Annotated in this window: 18 protein-coding genes and 1 pseudogene; 13 read left to right on the top strand and 6 right to left on the bottom strand. The window is 49.2% G+C overall.

Features of this window, described 5'->3' with window-relative positions:
* The first annotated feature begins 26 nt into the window (after positions 1-26).
* From DVH26_RS08795 to DVH26_RS08780, 4 genes are all read left to right on the top strand, one after another.
* Positions 27-323 carry a helix-turn-helix domain-containing protein gene (locus tag DVH26_RS08795; protein WP_239625074.1) on the top strand — a complete coding sequence of 99 codons (297 nt, stop codon included), beginning with the start codon at positions 27-29 and terminating at the stop codon, positions 321-323.
* Positions 320-1186 carry an IS3 family transposase gene (locus DVH26_RS08790; protein ID WP_239625072.1) on the top strand — a complete coding sequence of 289 codons (867 nt, stop codon included), beginning with the start codon at positions 320-322 and terminating at the stop codon, positions 1184-1186. The genes DVH26_RS08795 and DVH26_RS08790 overlap by 4 nt, the downstream gene beginning before the upstream one ends.
* A gap of 208 nt (positions 1187-1394) precedes the next feature.
* The gene (locus DVH26_RS08785) at positions 1395-1715 is read left to right on the top strand and encodes an SPW repeat domain-containing protein (RefSeq protein ID WP_239633298.1); all 321 of its coding nucleotides are present in this window, start codon (positions 1395-1397) and stop codon (positions 1713-1715) included.
* Between the two features lie 98 nt (positions 1716-1813).
* The gene (locus tag DVH26_RS08780; RefSeq protein WP_239633295.1) at positions 1814-2341 is read left to right on the top strand and encodes a DUF1572 family protein; all 528 of its coding nucleotides are present in this window, start codon (positions 1814-1816) and stop codon (positions 2339-2341) included.
* A gap of 90 nt (positions 2342-2431) precedes the next feature.
* On the opposite strand, the gene DVH26_RS08775 is transcribed toward DVH26_RS08780, so the two are convergent.
* A complete protein-coding gene (locus DVH26_RS08775; RefSeq protein WP_239633293.1) occupies positions 2432-3298 on the bottom strand; it encodes a YitT family protein in 867 nt (288 codons plus the stop codon).
* Between the two features lie 204 nt (positions 3299-3502).
* Positions 3503-4360 (bottom strand): ATP-dependent DNA ligase, encoded by an 858-nt coding sequence (locus DVH26_RS08770; RefSeq protein WP_239633291.1) that lies wholly within the window; start codon positions 4358-4360, stop codon positions 3503-3505.
* Between the two features lie 102 nt (positions 4361-4462).
* On the opposite strand from DVH26_RS08770, the gene DVH26_RS08765 reads away from it, so the two are divergent.
* The 6 genes from DVH26_RS08765 (at position 4463) to DVH26_RS08740 (ending at position 9011) form a co-directional block, all read left to right on the top strand.
* On the top strand, positions 4463-4702 hold the full coding sequence (locus tag DVH26_RS08765) for an alpha/beta-type small acid-soluble spore protein (RefSeq protein ID WP_239633289.1): 240 nt from the start codon (positions 4463-4465) through the stop codon (positions 4700-4702).
* A gap of 162 nt (positions 4703-4864) precedes the next feature.
* Positions 4865-5317 carry a MarR family winged helix-turn-helix transcriptional regulator gene (locus DVH26_RS08760; protein WP_239633287.1) on the top strand — a complete coding sequence of 151 codons (453 nt, stop codon included), beginning with the start codon at positions 4865-4867 and terminating at the stop codon, positions 5315-5317.
* 24 nt (positions 5318-5341) lie between these two features.
* Positions 5342-5860 (top strand): spermidine/spermine N(1)-acetyltransferase, encoded by a 519-nt coding sequence (paiA, locus tag DVH26_RS08755; RefSeq protein WP_239633284.1) that lies wholly within the window; start codon positions 5342-5344, stop codon positions 5858-5860.
* A 207-nt stretch (positions 5861-6067) separates the two neighbouring features.
* Positions 6068-6853 (top strand): hypothetical protein, encoded by a 786-nt coding sequence (locus tag DVH26_RS08750; protein WP_239633282.1) that lies wholly within the window; start codon positions 6068-6070, stop codon positions 6851-6853.
* A gap of 15 nt (positions 6854-6868) precedes the next feature.
* On the top strand, positions 6869-7759 hold the full coding sequence (locus DVH26_RS08745; RefSeq protein WP_239633273.1) for a nucleoside hydrolase: 891 nt from the start codon (positions 6869-6871) through the stop codon (positions 7757-7759).
* A 727-nt stretch (positions 7760-8486) separates the two neighbouring features.
* On the top strand, positions 8487-9011 hold the full coding sequence (locus tag DVH26_RS08740) for an SRPBCC family protein (RefSeq protein WP_239633271.1): 525 nt from the start codon (positions 8487-8489) through the stop codon (positions 9009-9011).
* 85 nt (positions 9012-9096) lie between these two features.
* Here DVH26_RS08740 and DVH26_RS08735 read toward each other — a convergent pair whose 3' ends face one another.
* The gene (locus DVH26_RS08735) at positions 9097-10932 is read right to left on the bottom strand and encodes a UbiD family decarboxylase (RefSeq protein WP_239633268.1); all 1836 of its coding nucleotides are present in this window, start codon (positions 10930-10932) and stop codon (positions 9097-9099) included.
* Positions 10933-11253: 321 nt separating this feature from the next.
* Here DVH26_RS08735 and DVH26_RS08730 point away from each other — a divergent pair, with 321 nt between their 5' ends.
* The 3 genes and pseudogenes from DVH26_RS08730 (at position 11254) to DVH26_RS08720 (ending at position 13268) form a co-directional block, all read left to right on the top strand.
* Positions 11254-12120, top strand: coding sequence for an AraC family transcriptional regulator (locus tag DVH26_RS08730; protein ID WP_239633266.1), 867 nt, complete (start codon positions 11254-11256; stop codon positions 12118-12120).
* An 83-nt stretch (positions 12121-12203) separates the two neighbouring features.
* A pseudogene (locus DVH26_RS08725) lies at positions 12204-12485 on the top strand (SDR family oxidoreductase); the annotation flags it as partial.
* Positions 12486-12623: 138 nt separating this feature from the next.
* The gene (locus DVH26_RS08720; RefSeq protein WP_345774045.1) at positions 12624-13268 is read left to right on the top strand and encodes a peptide-methionine (S)-S-oxide reductase; all 645 of its coding nucleotides are present in this window, start codon (positions 12624-12626) and stop codon (positions 13266-13268) included.
* Between the two features lie 96 nt (positions 13269-13364).
* Here the strand turns inward: DVH26_RS08720 and DVH26_RS08715 are convergent, their stop codons facing one another.
* The 3 genes from DVH26_RS08715 to DVH26_RS08705 form a co-directional block, all read right to left on the bottom strand.
* Positions 13365-13994, bottom strand: coding sequence for a LysE family translocator (locus tag DVH26_RS08715; RefSeq protein WP_239633262.1), 630 nt, complete (start codon positions 13992-13994; stop codon positions 13365-13367).
* A 461-nt stretch (positions 13995-14455) separates the two neighbouring features.
* On the bottom strand, positions 14456-15499 hold the full coding sequence (gene purM, locus DVH26_RS08710; RefSeq protein WP_239633260.1) for a phosphoribosylformylglycinamidine cyclo-ligase: 1044 nt from the start codon (positions 15497-15499) through the stop codon (positions 14456-14458).
* Positions 15500-15535: 36 nt separating this feature from the next.
* Positions 15536-16033, bottom strand: coding sequence for a VOC family protein (locus tag DVH26_RS08705; protein WP_239633258.1), 498 nt, complete (start codon positions 16031-16033; stop codon positions 15536-15538).
* Positions 16034-16316: the final 283 nt, after the last annotated feature.

The following is a 16316-nucleotide window of genomic DNA, read 5'->3' as shown; positions in this document are numbered from 1 at the left end:
GATGAATTCTAGGGGGTGTATTTTTTATGGTAGTAAGAGGTCAGAAGTTTAAAACGTATTCAGAGGAATTGAAGAAAGAAGCTATTCGCCTTCATATGGAGGAGAAGTGGTCGTATCGGCAGATTACGGAGCATTTAGAGATTCATGACAAAGATCGGGTCAAGAAGTGGATGCGGAGGTATAAGCAATTAGGTGAGTTTGGACTCCTGGATCAACGAGGACGTCGTGAGGAGTACTTAGATCAAGATCGGTATGTAGCGAAGCTCAAACGGGAGAATGACGTTCTAAAAAAGTGTTTGCAAATTTGGAAACAGGGGGTGTGAACGGAAAGTATAGAATCATTGAAGCTGCCGCTGGGCATTATCCAGTCGTGGAGCTGTGCAGCATGCTTAATGTCGCTAGGAGCAGCTACTACGCCTACTTGAAACGCAAATACGCAGCTCCTGACGCTGATTTAAAGGAGAAGATTCTTGCTATTTATGATCAACGTAAGAAGACGGTTGGATATCGGCGGATACAGGACGAATTGTACCGACAGTACAGCCTGTGTGTGAACCATAAGAAGGTACTACGGCTTATGCGAGATTTAGAGATTCAGGCAATCATTCGTCGCAAATATGTTCATCGTTCGACGCGTGAAGCAGCTAAATCTGATGGAAGGATCGCGGAGAATCTACTGCAGAGAGATTTTAATGCGACAGAACCGAATCAAAAATGGGTAACGGATGTGACGCAATATCGAGTATTTGATGATCGCATTTACTTATCCGCAATCAAGGACCTTTGGAATGGGGAAATTGTAGCCTACCATATGAGCAACCGTAATGACAATCCTCTTGTATTAGAGACGTTTACGAAGGCATTTGAAACGCATAAAGACGTGACTGGACTGATCGTTCACAGCGATCAGGGAAGCCAGTACACGTCTCATGCATACCACGACATGCTGCCAAAGGTTGGCGCCCAAATCAGCATGTCCAGGCGAGGCAATTGTTATGATAATGCCTCAATGGAGAGCTTCTTTTCACATTTGAAAGTGGAAGCCCTCTATCCTTATGATATCCGAAACATCGAGGAAGCACAAAGGCGAATAGAAGAATTCATTCATTTTTATAACGAAGAAAGAGCGCAAAGAAAGCTAAACAAGCTGACGCCGATAGAGTACCGACGTCAGCATGCAGCCTAGGGCTTTTTTCAATGTCCGCTATTTGGGGTCTTGACCATTATGCATCGGGGCTTTTTTCTGTTTTCCGGGTGCTGCTGTTCACTCATGAAAGGACGGTTTATCGGGACAGATAAAAGTTGAATTTTTAGAATATTCGAACATTTTGTAACCGTTTGCATATACATATAGCATAATCTGCATTTAGCTATTTCTTTCGGGAGGTGTAATCATGGCGGTTCGTCATTTGCTGGCTGCGTTGATTGGTCTCTTGTTTATTTTCGCTCCGTTCTGGATTGATTTCAATCATGAAGGGGCGGTTGTTACGAGCATCATTGGAGGAACGATTCAAGCGGTAGCTTCTTTCCTCGGCTTTATGCTGAAGAAATCAGGCTGGGGTTCGTGGCTGAACTGGATTTCCCTAATGGCCGGGGTCTGGTTCATTATTTTCCCTTTCGCGTTCTTGACCGGTTTTGCGGATTATGTGGTTTATATCGTCCTAGGCATAACCACAGTAATGCTCAATTACTATACCATGAACGACGAATTGTAAGCGCTGCAATCTATTTTGATAGTCCCGGTTTATATACAGGCGGCTTTTTTTCCTTTATTCTGGAAAGGTAGTGATCCAGGAAATGGAGGATGATCGTTATGGAAACATCAGCATCATCAGTAGCCGCTTACTTTCTGCAGGATACCATTCAAACCTTTCGCAGCATGAAAAAGCTCGCCGATCGTGCCATGGAGCAGCTGGAAGCTTCGCAGTTCCGAGCCGCGCCCGATCCTGAATCGAATTCCATGGAGATCATCATTAAGCATATGCACGGCAATATGCTGTCGCGCTGGACCGATTTCCTTACTTCCGACGGAGAGAAGCCGACCCGGGACAGGGATGGCGAATTTGAATCGGGAGCGTTGGATCGGGAACAGCTGCTGCAGTTATGGGAGGAAGGCTGGAGCGCGCTGTTCGCCGCTTTGGAAGGCCTCGGGCCGGACGATGTGCTCCGTACCGTGACGATTCGCGGAGAAGCCCATACGGTGCTGCAAGCGATCCAGCGTCAGGTGTCCCATTACGGCTACCATGTCGGCCAAATGGTATACTTGGCGAAGCATCTCCGAAGCGCTCATTGGCAGACGCTGAGCATAGCCAAGGGCCAATCCCGAGGCTTCAAGCCTTAACTCAATCAGGGCCGCAATCCTTACTATGGAGTGCGGCTTTTTGCTTTTTGCTTTTTGCTGCGCATCGATAGAGATGAGTTAAAGGCTTTCTCAATGAATGCTGTTTTTCTCGAAGTTGCCTCCCAGTACATCGGAAACCTGCTGGATCGAAATAAACGCCCGTTCGTCAATTTCCTGCACGATCGACTTGAGCTTCGAAACCTCCAGCCTTGTCACTACACAATAGATCATTTGCGTGTCTTCCTGCGAGTAACCGCCCTTGGCATAAATATAGGTCGTGCTGCGCCCTAAACGGCTAATGATGGCGTCCGATATCTCTTGATATTCGTTCGAAATGATGGTGACCGATTTGGATTCGTCCAACCCTTGCACTACGATATCCATAACCCGCGATGCAATATAGTATGTAAAAATCGAATACATCGCCGAATCCCATCCGAATACGAAGCCGGCTATAATAAAAATAAACACATTGATAAACATAATGATCTGTCCGACGGACATGCGGAACCGCTGGGATAGTAAGATCGCGACAATTTCGGAGCCGTCCAGCGAGCCGCCGAAACGGAGCACCAGTCCGATACCCGCGCCGAGAATGAGTCCGCCGAACAGCACCGCCAAAATCTTTTCCGTCGTAAACGGCTCGACATGATGCAAAAATGCGGTGACCACCGACATGAGCCCGATCGCGTATAGGGTGGAAAAAGCGAAGGTTTTGCCGATTTGCTTGTAGCCGATCACCAGAAACGGGACGTTGATGAAGAAAATATACAGACCCAGCGGCAGCGAGGTCAGCGCCGATAACACGATGGATATCCCGGTAATGCCGCCGTCGATAATTTCGTTCGGAACGAGAAAAATTTCGAGGGCAACCGCCATCATCACAGCGCCGATGGAAATAAAAATAAACTTCTTCACGAAATCGGCGGCTTTCATCTTTTTATGTATTCGCGCCATGCTCTTCCTGCTCCTGTCGTTTTTCTTTTTACCATTCCCCCATCGATTCAAAATCATGTTCACTAGGCAGGCTACGGTTAGCCCCAAAAAGAAAACCCTTGCCTTGAGGCAAGAGTCGGTGTCGGTTTAACGTGAAGCTTTGTCAAATTAGTCTGCAAAAGCAGCCACTCTACGTAATGCTTGTCCGCTTGATTGCAGCATGTGTTACAGCTTCAGCTCAATTAATTCCGGGCTGCGCAATAGTCCGTGACGCGTCCAGCCTATGCTTTTCACTTTGGCTTGAATTTGCGGCTTCAAGTAGACGAACTGCTCGTCTTCCCCGGATACAAGCGCTTTGCTGAGCTTTTTGAATGCTTTTCTGTGCTTTAAATGAACGCCCTGCTCCAGCATGCCGGCCGGCCGGCAAACGCCTTCCTCTTCCTTCGATAGAAGCCAGCCGAAGCCATCCTTACGGTAACCCGTTATAGCAACTTCCTCATGACGGTAATTCATAATTTTAATCCAGTCGTGCGACCATCTGGAAACGTACGGACTGCTTTTGCGCTTCGCTACCATTCCTTCCATATGACGCTCCACAATGGTACGGTATAAAGCTTCACCATGGCCGTCCGTTTGCGGCACGAGACGAAACGCCTCATTTTCGGGCAGCACCGACTCGAGAATCGCGCGGCGCCTTACGAGAGGCAATCCCCGCAAATCTCTCCCTTTATAAAATAAAATGTCCCAAACATGATATTGTGCCGGTTTTTGCAAGGAAAAGGAATGAATCTTCCGAGAGTCGGCAAGCAGCAGCCGCTCTTCGGCCAATCCGGCAGCCTCCGCTCCCGTTTCCGCATCAATACAGCTCACTTCGCCGTCCAATACGATGTCGCCGTCCGCAGGAACGTTCAACAGCTCGGGATATTGCCGCGTGCATTCGCGCCGTTCCCTTGTGAAAAGCCGGGTCTCTGCACCGTTTCTCGATAATAGCAATCTATGCCCGTCGATTTTGGGCTCGAATACATAGGCCTGATCGGAAAAGGGCTTTTCCCTGGCATCCATACGCATGGGAGAGATAAACATAACCATCACCTAATGTCCATTTTAACATGAATAATAGCTATGAATAATTAGGGAATAGTTGGGGGAACATAGAATTACTCTATTAGGAAAGGAAGTTAAAATATGGCTAGTGGTCAATCCAGAAGCAGCAATCAGATCGTTGTTCAACAGGCGTCGAGCGCATTGGAGCAGTTGAAATATGAGGTTGCACAGGAGCTTGGCATTCAAATTCCGCAGGATGGATATTATGGCTATATGGCTACCCGGGATACCGGCGCCATTGGTGGTCATATGGTCCGCCGCTTGGTGCAAATCGCAGAGCAGCAGCTTTCCGGCAATCAGTTTTCCGGCAACCGCTTCTAAAACCGCATAACCTATGCCAATGAACAACCCGTCGACCTTCGGCGGGTTGTTTTTTCCCGTATATACCTTCCTCTTCGGCAGAAATTTTGTTGCAAATACAACAAAAATAAGATACTCTTTTCTTACGCACTTGAAAAATACCATATTCGCGGAGTTGACAATATGAAGGAAGTTTTACGTGAGGTTGGAATGATCGCCAGGTCACTGGATTCCATAAGCAATATAGAATTTAAACAATATGACCTTACGAAAGGTCAATACCTGTACCTCGTGCGAATATGTGAAAATCCGGGCATTATTCAAGAAAAGTTAGCCGAGATGATTAAGGTAGACCGGACAACAGCTGCTCGTGCTATAAAGAAGCTTGAGCTGAACGGATTTATTGAGAAAAATGATGATCCCCACAACCAAAAAATTAGAAAACTGCTTCCTACGGAAAAAGGAAAGGCCGTTTACCCTTTTATAAAAAAGGAAAACGATCATTCCAATAAGGTCGCACTATCCGGATTGTCCGAAGATGAAGCGGACACCCTGTTTAACCTGCTGCAAAGAGTCAGAAAAAATGTAGAAAAAGACTGGGAATTTGTAAAAAAGGGAAACAAGAGGAACTACTGATTACGTAACAAGGAGACAAATAACATGACTATAAATATTAAAAAGTGTACGGTTGAGGATCTGGGCATACTCCAAGAAATTAGTGTTGCAACATTTAATGAGACATTTAAGCATCAAAATTCACCTGAACATATGAAAGCCTACTTGGAGAGAGCATTTAACTTACCTCAATTAGAAAAAGAACTATCGAATATGTCTTCGGAATTCTATTTTATTTATTCTAATGAGGAAATGGCCGGATATTTAAAAGTAAACACCGGTGATGCTCAATCCGAAAAAATGGGAGATGCTTCGCTCGAAGTCGAGAGGATCTATATAAGGAGCACATTTCACAAACAAGGGCTCGGTAAGTATCTAATCAATAAAGCTATAGAGCTAGCGATAGAACGGAATAAGGAGAGCATCTGGCTAGGGGTCTGGGAAGAAAATGCGAATGCCATTGCCTTTTATAACAAAATGGGGTTTATTCCAACAGGATCCCACTCTTTCTATATGGGTGATGAAGAACAAATAGATATTATCATGACCAAAACTCTCGCATAACGTATCTCTGACAGTTTATTCCCAGTGGACACCATTATGAAAAAGAGATTTCCTCCATGGATGGATTGGTTGGTGTAGGTGTGAGTAAGCCGGCTCCTCATGGCGGGGCCGGTTTTTCTATTTCTGGAATGACCTTCCGTAAACAACCAGCCTTGCAATCAAAAAAATGATAAAATGATATTGTATAAACAGAAAGGCGGAGAAAATATGGTACAAGCTTTCGTCATTGCACCTGGAACGTATACAGCTTTCGAATCCGAGTCGGAGCTCATCGACAAATGCAAAGAATGGGGCTTGCTTTCCGAGAAAGCGGCCAAAACCAAGACGTTTTACTACAAAGGAAGCGGCCTGAACGTTGTCTGCAGCATCGTAGGCTACGTCGACAAAATGACCGCCGTCATTGAGTTCGAGGACAAGCGGCAGCACTGCATTCATCCCTCCTATTTGAAGGAGATGCAGGCGTCAAGCTTCGGACAGCGATTTATATCCGCGGCTGAGGAGCCTGCCGAACCGGAAGCCTCCGCGGTTGCAGAGGAGCAGCAGGACACAGCGGCTGCCGAGCCGCCGGCGAGTCAAGCGGCTGAAGCGGAAACACCAGCCGAGGATGTCGCTAAGGCTGAAGAAGGAACCCACGGTGAAACGCAGGCAGCCGAACCCCCAAAGGCAAAAGCCAAGAAGGAAAAGGCGGCCAAAATTCAGCTCCCTGAGGAAAAGGTCAAAATGACCGCTACCGTCAAGGAGTTTACGACAGTGCCTAACCATTTCTCCGACACGGACGATGAGGTCGTCATTTATGAGGAGGTTTCCATAACAGAGCCGGAAACCGCACTGGGAGAAGCCTGGTCCAGCTACAGCGCCACGCTCAAGAAGCTGGAGCTCGAGGTCGGCGATATCTTGACGTTTGAAGCCAAGGTTGTAGCGAAAAAGCTAACCAAGCATCCGGTCCCTTATAAGATCAACAACCCGGCAAAGCTCCAGAAGCAAGACGCCTGATCTATCGGAGGAGCCGTGAGGACAACGAAAAAAGTGCTGCTGGACACGGATATCGGCGGAGATATTGACGATGCGCTATGCTTGGCTTATTTGCTTCGCCACCCTTCCTGCGAATTGATGGGGATCACTACCGTCAGCGGCGAAGCGGAACGAAGAGCGATGGTTGCCGATGCGATCTGCCGGGCGGCAGGCAGACATATTCCTATTATGGCCGGGGCGGACAAGCCGCTGCTTCCGAGCCCGGTATATCCTACTCCGGACGGCGCTAGCAGACTATCGAATTGGGAGCATGGGACTTCTTTTCCCAGTTACCAAGCCGTCGATTTCATGCGAAAAGTGATTCGTGACCATCCGCACGAGATCTCCCTTCTGGCTGTAGGTCAGCTTACCAATGTAGCCGTATTGTTTTTGACCGATCCGGAAATCCCCATGCTGTTGAAGGAATTGCATGTGATGAGCGGCGTTTTCTCTCAAGAGCTGGAAGCGAGTGCCGATATGCCTATGGGCAACTGGAATTCATGGGCCGATCCTCATGCCAGTGCCATCGTATATAACACCCAAGCCCCTATCCACATCACTTACGGACTTAATGTGACGACTCAGCTCGTGCTGCAAAAGGACGAGCGCCCCGATCTATTCCGTTCCCGGCTTATGAGATGCGTGGAGGATTTCGGGACGCCTTGGCTGGAGCGTCATCACATGACGTTTCACGATCCGCTTGCCGCAGCTTGTTTATTCGAGCCTGGGCTATGCGAATACCGGCGTGGACTGGTGGAAGTAGACACGGTTCACGTGGACCGGTGGGGAATGATGAGCTTCCGCGAAGACGGGAATGGGCTCTGCACCATTGCTTCATCGGTAGAACGCGATGCATTTTTTGCGCATTACTTCTCCGTCGTTTGCTGAGCATGCGTCGGCTGCCAGGCCAACCGCTTCGTTTCGGTTGGCCTTCCCAATCCAGATAATATTCCTTGACAGGAATATTCCGATTAAGGTATATTCAGGGCATAGGCTGCGTTTTGCCGTGTCTTGGTGGGAGAGCAACTGACCCCCTATAGTTGGATGTGCAAAGCGAGGCTCCTTGCTCAGTACTTCATGAAATGGTTTATTGATCGGGGTCCCGGCGCCTGGCAGCCTCCCGCCCCCTTGCTGTCGGTTACTTGGGTGAAAAAGGCTATTGGGGGCATGCTATCGGACACCACAGCCGATTGGGCAATAACACTGTTTGGCACGCATCGGACACCACAGCCCTTATTTGGCCAAAAATGGCTGTTTTGAGCATGCGATCGGACACCACATCCGTTATTCGGTCATTTTTGCGCCTTGTGTGGCTGATTTTCGTCAAATAGCGGAACTGTGGTCCGCTGACTGCTATGTTTGCTGCATTTTTTCCGAAATAACGGATCTACGGTCCGATCCACACATCAGGCATTTCTAACGGTGCTTGGAACCGGTGCAGCTTTTTACGTACCCATCATTCTTCCCTTAAGCTTAACCTGTTATTGGCAATAAGAGTCCAAGCCTTCTTACCTTAGGAAGCCGGAATGGTTGCGACTCAACCCGATTCTACCAGCTGCCCATCGACAAAGCTGACAATATGATTTTTAACTACCATCATATGGAGGGGTAAATAATGACGACGAACTTTATTACGGATGCGGAGAAGCCTGAACTGGTCATCACGCGTGAGTTTCGCGCTCCCCGCGAGCTTGTGTTCCAATTATGGACCGAGCCTGAGCATTTGAAGCAATGGTGGGGACCGACTGGCTTTGATCTCGGAGTCTCCCAATTGGACCTTCGTCCGGGCGGAATATTCCATTACAGCATGAAATCGCCCGACGGCTTTGAAATGTGGGCCAAATTCGTCTATCGCGAGATCGAAGCGCCGGAACGTATTGTATACGTGAACTCGTTCTCGGACCCGGAAGGCAACACGATTCGCGCCCCATTCGAAGGCCATGAAACCTGGCCGCTCGAAACATTGTACACGTTGACGCTTTCCGAAAGCGACGGCATAACAACGGTCACGCTGCGCGGAGAACCTATTCATGCGACAGAAGAAGAGCGCCGCACTTACGCAGCCGGCTTCGACTCCATGAAGCAAGGCTTCGGTGGGACGTTCGACCAGTTGGCCGATTACTTGGCCCGAGTCCTATAAGGCTGTACAAAAAAGCCATCGCCTGAGTTCTCACTCGAGCGATGGCTTTTCTCACTTTGTATGCTGGTTATGCTCTTAGGCTTGTTTACCCCAGCTTCACTTCTCCAAGACTAGCCCCTTTGGCAAATAGACGCTCAATCTTCTTCTCTACCTCAGGATCCGGTATTAACGGCGGTGCTTGATGCGGTTTAGTCCGAGCGTCAATAATTACATTATCGCAAGCCCAATGCTTGAATTCATAGCCGCTGTTCACCCCGTAAATGTCATGGGACGGGTTGCTGCGTGTGAATGTAACCCACAGAAAATTGCTGAGGCTGGCACTTACAAAAGAGCTATTGTCGCACAGGACGATCATCGGGCAGGACGAGATCGGTCCCTTGGCCCGGATAGCCTCACAGAAGCTCTGCATTTCCTGATCCGCTTCCGCGTAGCTTGCAAATTCAGGACCTTGAATAGCCACGACGCCCGGCATGACCAATCTGGCGTTCTCATAGCCGCGGATTTCCTTCAGCTCATCAGGGACCTGCTTGCACAGCTCTCTCTTCTTGTCGCCATACGCCGCGAATACGACCTTGCTCCCGCTATTTAACCCGGTCCCCGAATAATCCAGCGTATCGATGGTCGTATTCGTATAAAAATGAATGTCGCGGCGCAAATCAATCCGCTCCAAAATATAGGTCAGAAAATCGACTTCGTCATGCGTCGTTAACGGGCGATGCTCTTCCGCCGTAATGAACAAATATTTAGCCAGGCTCAGCTGGCCTGTACCCAATATCCGGTTGGCAATCGTCAGCATTTCGGTCGGCTGTTTCACCTGCTGGTACGGCGTGTATCGTTCGCTGCCAATGGCGAACAGCAGCGGATGAACGCCTGCGGCATCGACGGCATGAACTTCTTTAACGCCTGGGATTTCCTGCTTGATCGCATCACCCGTCAGCTCGTGGATAAGCTCGCCGAAGGACGTGTCCTCCTGCGGCGGACGGCCAACGACGGTAAACGGCCAGATGGCGTTCGGCTTCGCGTACACTTTATGAATTTTCATTACCGGAAAAGGATGAGTCAAACTGTAATAGCCCAGATGATCGCCAAAAGGTCCTTCCGGCTTCGTATCGTTCGTATGAATCTCGCCGGTGATTACGAAATCGGCATCGTTGCTGATGCAAAAGCCGTCGATATAGCTGTAGCGGAAACGGCGTCCCGCCAGCATTCCGGCAAAGGTCATCTCGCTTAAGCCTTCCGGCAGCGGCATGACGGCCGACAACGTATGGGACGGGGGCCCGCCTATGAAGATGCTTACTTTTAACGGCATGCCCTTTTTGTTCGCTTTGTCCTGGTGAATGCCGATCCCGCGGTGGATTTGATAATGAATCCCGACCTCTTTATTCAGCTCGTAATCGTTGCCGTTCAGCTGGACGCGGTACATGCCCAGGTTGGAGTTCATAATTCCGGGCTTGTCCGGATCTTCCGAATAAACCTGGGGCAGCGTGACGAAGGCTCCTCCGTCCATCGGCCAATGCTGGATGAGCGGTAAATCGGAGATGCTGATTTCTTGCAGAGCTACCGGTGTGCTGTCCGAGGTTTTCATAGGCAGCGCGTTCCATGCCGTCAACCCGGCTCCTACATGCTTGAACGGATTTTTCAACGCTTTCATAGGATCGTTGCGCAGTGCGATGACGTTCTGCGCGGCTTCCCACGTTTCGCGGAATATAAATTTGCTGCGCTCTATCGTGCCGAACAAATTGGAGACGGCCCGAAATTTCGAGCCTTTCACATTTTCAAACAGCAGCGCCGGTCCGCCGGCCTCGTAAACCCGCAAATGAATCGCGGCCATTTCCAGATAAGGGTCGACTTCTTCACGAATACGGACCAAATGACCGTTCGCTTCCAGATCGACGATGCATTCTTCCAAATTACGATACATAAGAATAACTCCAATCTCCAGAGTTTGCTGTTTCTAAGTTAAACCGAATTCCAAGCCGTTGTCAAACGCAGGCGGACATTCGAAAAAACACAGCCGAAATAGAGTCACAAATACGGGAGAACGTCATGAAAAGAAAGGTTCTTCTTGCAGCCGGCCTAATCATCGGATTGCTCGGGCCTATCTTCTACTATCTAACCTAGACTATCTCTCCGTACAAGTTATTGGGTATAATGATGCACATAGTTAACCTGTTACAAGAAAGCACGCAATGACAGGCTCACCCGCTGCATCCATGTTACGATGAATACAAGAAAGGAGGTTATGCGGTTGGAATGGCTTATCCGGATGAAAGAAGCTATTGACCTTATGGAGAACAAAATGGAGGAACGGCTGGATATCGAGCAAATCGCCAAAGCGGCCCACTCGTCTCCGTTTCATTTTCAACGGATGTTTCATATGCTGACCGGGATGACAGTTGCGGAATACACGCGAAAACGCAAGCTGACATTGGCCGCCCAGGAATTGGCGATGTCATCCTCCAAAGTGCTGGATATCGCGCTGAAATACGGCTACGATTCTCCCGAGTCCTTCTCCAAGGCGTTTCGGAAAATCCATGGCATTTCACCGTCGGAGGCCCGAAGCCCGGGTGTCAGCCTGAAGGCGTTTCCCCGCATTTCCTTTCATCTATCCTTGAAGGGAGATAAAGACATGGATTATCGTATTGTAGAAAAAGAGGCCTTTACCGTCGCCGGCCGATCGCTTACAATGACTTGCCGGGATAATGAACATTCCCGTCTCATTCCGAAGTTCTGGGCGGACAGTACGATCAACGGCACGCTTGCCCAGATCAGCTCTATGGGGGCAAATGAGGCATTGCTCGGACTCTGTCTGGATATGAAGCCCGATACGGAGGATATCACTTATATGATCGCAGGCGAAATGAAGCCAGGTGTCCATGCAGATGGCTTTGAGACGAGAACCATCCCGGCTTCGACCTGGGCGGTCTTTCCATGCGTCGGACCGATTCCGGGATCCATCCAGAGCGTGTTTCAGCGAATTTTCCAGGAATGGTTCCCTGCTACGGGCTATGAGCATGCCGGACTGCCTGAGATAGAGGTATACCCTTCCGGAGATACGACATCGGTAGATTACCAATGCGAGGTTTGGATTCCTGTCATTAAGAAATAGCAGGACAAGCCGGGTACTGAGGTTCGCCTGAAAACTCTATCGTTCAGCCTGTTGATTGAGATCAGCAGGCTTTATTTACGTTCATTCACAAAAGGGCGGTGAACACACTTACAAGTGTCTTGGCTCAACATCTTGGTCCCCGTAATATTACGGTGAACGCTATTTTGTCCGGCTTCATTAATAACGAGATGAATGCTCCAACGCTGCAGGAACCTGACGGGTAAAAATATGCCGCCGATCTTTCAGCCTTCAACCGATGGTGAGAGCCGGAAGATGTGGCGGATATCGCCGGCTTTCTTGCCTCTTCGGACAGCCGTTGGGTGACTGGTCAATGGATTGATACGAGCGGCGGGACTCGTCTTTAAATTCCATGAAGAAAACCTCCCGTTGCACCTGATCCATCAAGGACTTAATCGGCGGGAGGCTCGTCTTTACCTGCCTGCGCATCGATATCGCCACTTTTTTCATAAACCAGGCTTGAAATGGTATGATGGATGTCGGAGGTGACCTCATTGAATCAAGAGAACATTCAAACGGTTACGCTGGGAATGGGGTGCTTTTGGAGTCCGGACGCGTTGTTCGGGCATATGGCTGGCATAGTGAGAACGCGCGTCGGATATGCCGGAGGGACGACTGCCGACCCGACCTACCATCAGCTGGGAGACCATTCGGAGACGGTCGAAATGGATTTTGACCCGGAGATTGTGTCATTGGATTCTATAGTAAATGTATTTTGGGACAACCATAATCCGCAAAATATTAACGATTACAAAGGCAGGCAGTACCGTTCTATCCTGCTGTACCGCGATGAGATGCAGTTGGGCGTGATCCGGAATGTCCTGCAGCATCGGGAGCAGCTGGGGAATGGCCGGCCTGACACGGAGGTCGCTCCTTTTGTGCGGTTTTATAGAGCTGAGGACAGGCATCAGAAATATTATTTGAAACGTTTCCCGGACGCCTACGGGAAGCTATCCACCCTCTATCCGTCCCATGAGGATCTGGTGAATTCAACGTTGGCAGCTCGCTTAAACGGTGTTGCAAAAGGATATGTTAACCTGACGCGAATCGTCGAGGAGATTGAGGCGTGGCCTATCGAGGAGGAGGAACGGGGACAACTCATTCGCCTAATCCGGCAAATCAAATGGTAGTAGCACGCAGGAATACACATAGCGGCAACTTGCTCCCGGCGGCTACCAGCCAAACCGTCGTTCCGCCGCTATGTACCCACTCCTGCAGACGCGCCTCTATCTGCGATCAAATGCAAGACGGGCTGCAAGGCCGGTCAGCACCCCTGCCATCAGCCAGCGCTGAACCTTAAGCCAGGTCGGACGCGTGGTGAACCATGCGGCGACTCTGCTTGCCACTAGAACAATAATCAAGTTAACGGTAAAGCTGACGACAATTTGCGTCAAACCGAGTATTGCGCTTTGTCCTAACACCGAGCCCCGATCCGGATCGACGAACTGGGGCAGAAGCGACACATAAAGCACAGCGATTTTCGGATTGAGCAAATTCGTCATGAAGCCCATGAGAAACAGCTTCTTCGCCGGCTCGGCGGTCAGCTCGCGGGGTGTCCACAGAGATGCTGCACCCGGCTTGATCGCGTTCCATGCGAGCCAAAGCAAATAGGCTGCGCCCGCCCATTTGATCGCTTCATAAACGTACGGAACCGTGAGAAAAATCGCGGAAAGACCCAGCATGGTCGCACAAATATAAACGATGAATCCAAGAATAACGCCAAGCAGCGAAATGAATCCGGCGGTACGTCCTTGCGTAATGGACCGGGAAATCAGGTAAATCATATTCGGACCCGGAGAACACACCATTCCGAGCGAGACAAGCGCAAATGCAATCAAAGTACCCCCACTGACCATCCCATGACTCCTCTCCATGCTAACCTGCAGCAAAGGTTTGAATCATTATACATCATGAGGCCCGCTCCGCGTCAATCTGTTTACCGCTTGTATCGGTGTGCTTTGTGAGGTGCCCTCCTTACTTTTCTAATGATATGCCGTTTGGGTCGATGAGATAGACGACTTCCGCAGTCTTATCGGATATTACAATCGTCATTTTTCAAAGCTTCTTCTGCTGACAGATTAGTCATCTTGCATCCCCTCCCTATAGGCGGCGGCTATTATGGAGACTCGGTCATTTTGGGCAACCAGCACTGCCCCGTTGAAATAGCCGAGATGCACAAGAGCGTTCATGTATTCATGTAACGAGGCCGCTGTTTCTTTCAAGATCGTTTCCTCGCTTAAGCTTGATGATTCCAAATTATCATGCTTCCGCCGCGATTGGTTTGGAGAGAACGCCTATAGTTAATTATTCGCCCTGCCTACCCCCACTGCAGCTGACCTTGGAACACGACCTGCCTATTCCCTTCTGCCATTTCCCCGATGACATAGCTTGACAGTCCGTGCTTTGCCAAATGCTCCACAGTCGTTTCGACAGCTGACGGATCGATAACGAGGAGTAATCCCGCTCCCATATTAAAGGTGCGCAGCATCTCTCTTTCATCGACATCACCTACTTGATGAAGCAGCTTGAATATCGGCAAAATGTCCAATCGGGACAAATCGATAAAAGCGTCCAGCTGCTCGGGTATAATGCGGTTTAAGTTGCCCTCGATCCCCCCTCCGGTAATATGGGCCATCCCGTGTAAAACGTCCGATCCGAACAAATCCCGGATAGACTTGTAGTAGCATAAATGCGGCTTCATAATGGCATCCAGGAAGCTCTCTTCTCCTACCTGCTTATCCATTATTTCAGGATATTTGTCCATAATGGCCCGGACGAGAGTATATCCGTTCGTATGAATTCCATTGGAGGCAACAGCCACCACCGCATCTCCCTTGCGTATGGCTGAGCCGTCAATGATCCTGGCTTTATCGACAACGCCTACGATGCTCGACGTGAGGATGTAGGAGCCTTTTTCCAGAACACCTGGCTGAATGGATGTCTCACCGCCTGTAAGCACACAATCCTGCTCCTTGCAAGCCGCCGACACGGCATCGACGATTTCGCCGATGATCTCTTTGTCCACAGCCCCGCAAATAATCGCATCCTGCACTGCCAAAGGCTTGGCCCCCATGACGATAATGTCATTGATCAAATGATTGACCATATCGTAGCAAATCGAGCGGATCCGGCCATGCTGAAAAGCCAGCTTTTGCTTCGACCCCGGCTCCTCCGTTTTCATAACCAGCACCGGGTGCTCGTACTCGGGAAATTTAAAATCGTACAGGGAAGCGAAAGCCCCCAGCGAATTCAATACTCTGCTGTCGTTGGTCTCCAAGCTTTTGGCCATCGTTTGCTTGACGGCATCGGTATCGTCGATATTAATCCCGCTTCCAGCGTATGTCAGCTTATCCTTGTTCATTTTAACGATCGCCTCCTATGTTTAACGAACGGTTGCTCACTTCAATAACCCTTGCTCCAGCCTGTATTCATAATCCTCTTTCATAGATAAAGTGTACAACTCGATCACATTCTCTTCCGTGTCTTTAAAATAAACCCTTCGGTGACTTCCCCTTTCTATTATTTTCATATTAATTTCATTACTCTTAAGCACTTGAATCGACTTCTCCATTTCATCGATGCCAACGTATAACGCCAAATGAACATGAATACCTCCCTCGTCAAAAAGCCCGTTCCATGAAGAGATGGAGGAAGCCTTCTCCGCTAGCTGCTGCTGATCAAAATCCCTCGGCAGCCATAAGCCTAATCTTGTAGGCCCGCCTACATACAGCCATGTCGCCCAAATGGTTCCCGCATCCTCCGTAAATTGCCCCTCGCTATACCCCCATTGTTGAACGATGGGAAACCCCAGCTGGCCGGACCAGAAATCGATCGCCCGATCCATATCCTTCACTTCCAATACAACCTCTGACACGCCTTGGGCGTTAATTTTCATGATGCCCGTCTCCTTAGGATAATATCTTTCTTCCATAAAAAGGATTACCTATATACAATACGCCCGATGTTAAATAATTCCTTTTTATTTCCAGAAAATCGTTGCAACAGGAACTCGAGCGAATTCGGTGAAAAAGACCCATTCGGCGCATACCCTTAAATTAGCCCCTCGATACAAAAAAGAGGCTAGTAACGTCCTAAGGGACGGTACTAGCCTCTCTTTGTGAAACATAACTTCCTGTCTATGTTATTTTTGTACATTCGGTTTCGTCACTCATAACCGT

Source organism: Paenibacillus sp. H1-7 (assembly GCF_022354825.1).
GTDB lineage: Bacteria > Bacillota > Bacilli > Paenibacillales > NBRC-103111 > Paenibacillus_S.
The sequence above is the reverse complement of the archived record's forward strand: the minus strand, read 5'-3'. Positions and strand labels throughout refer to the sequence as shown.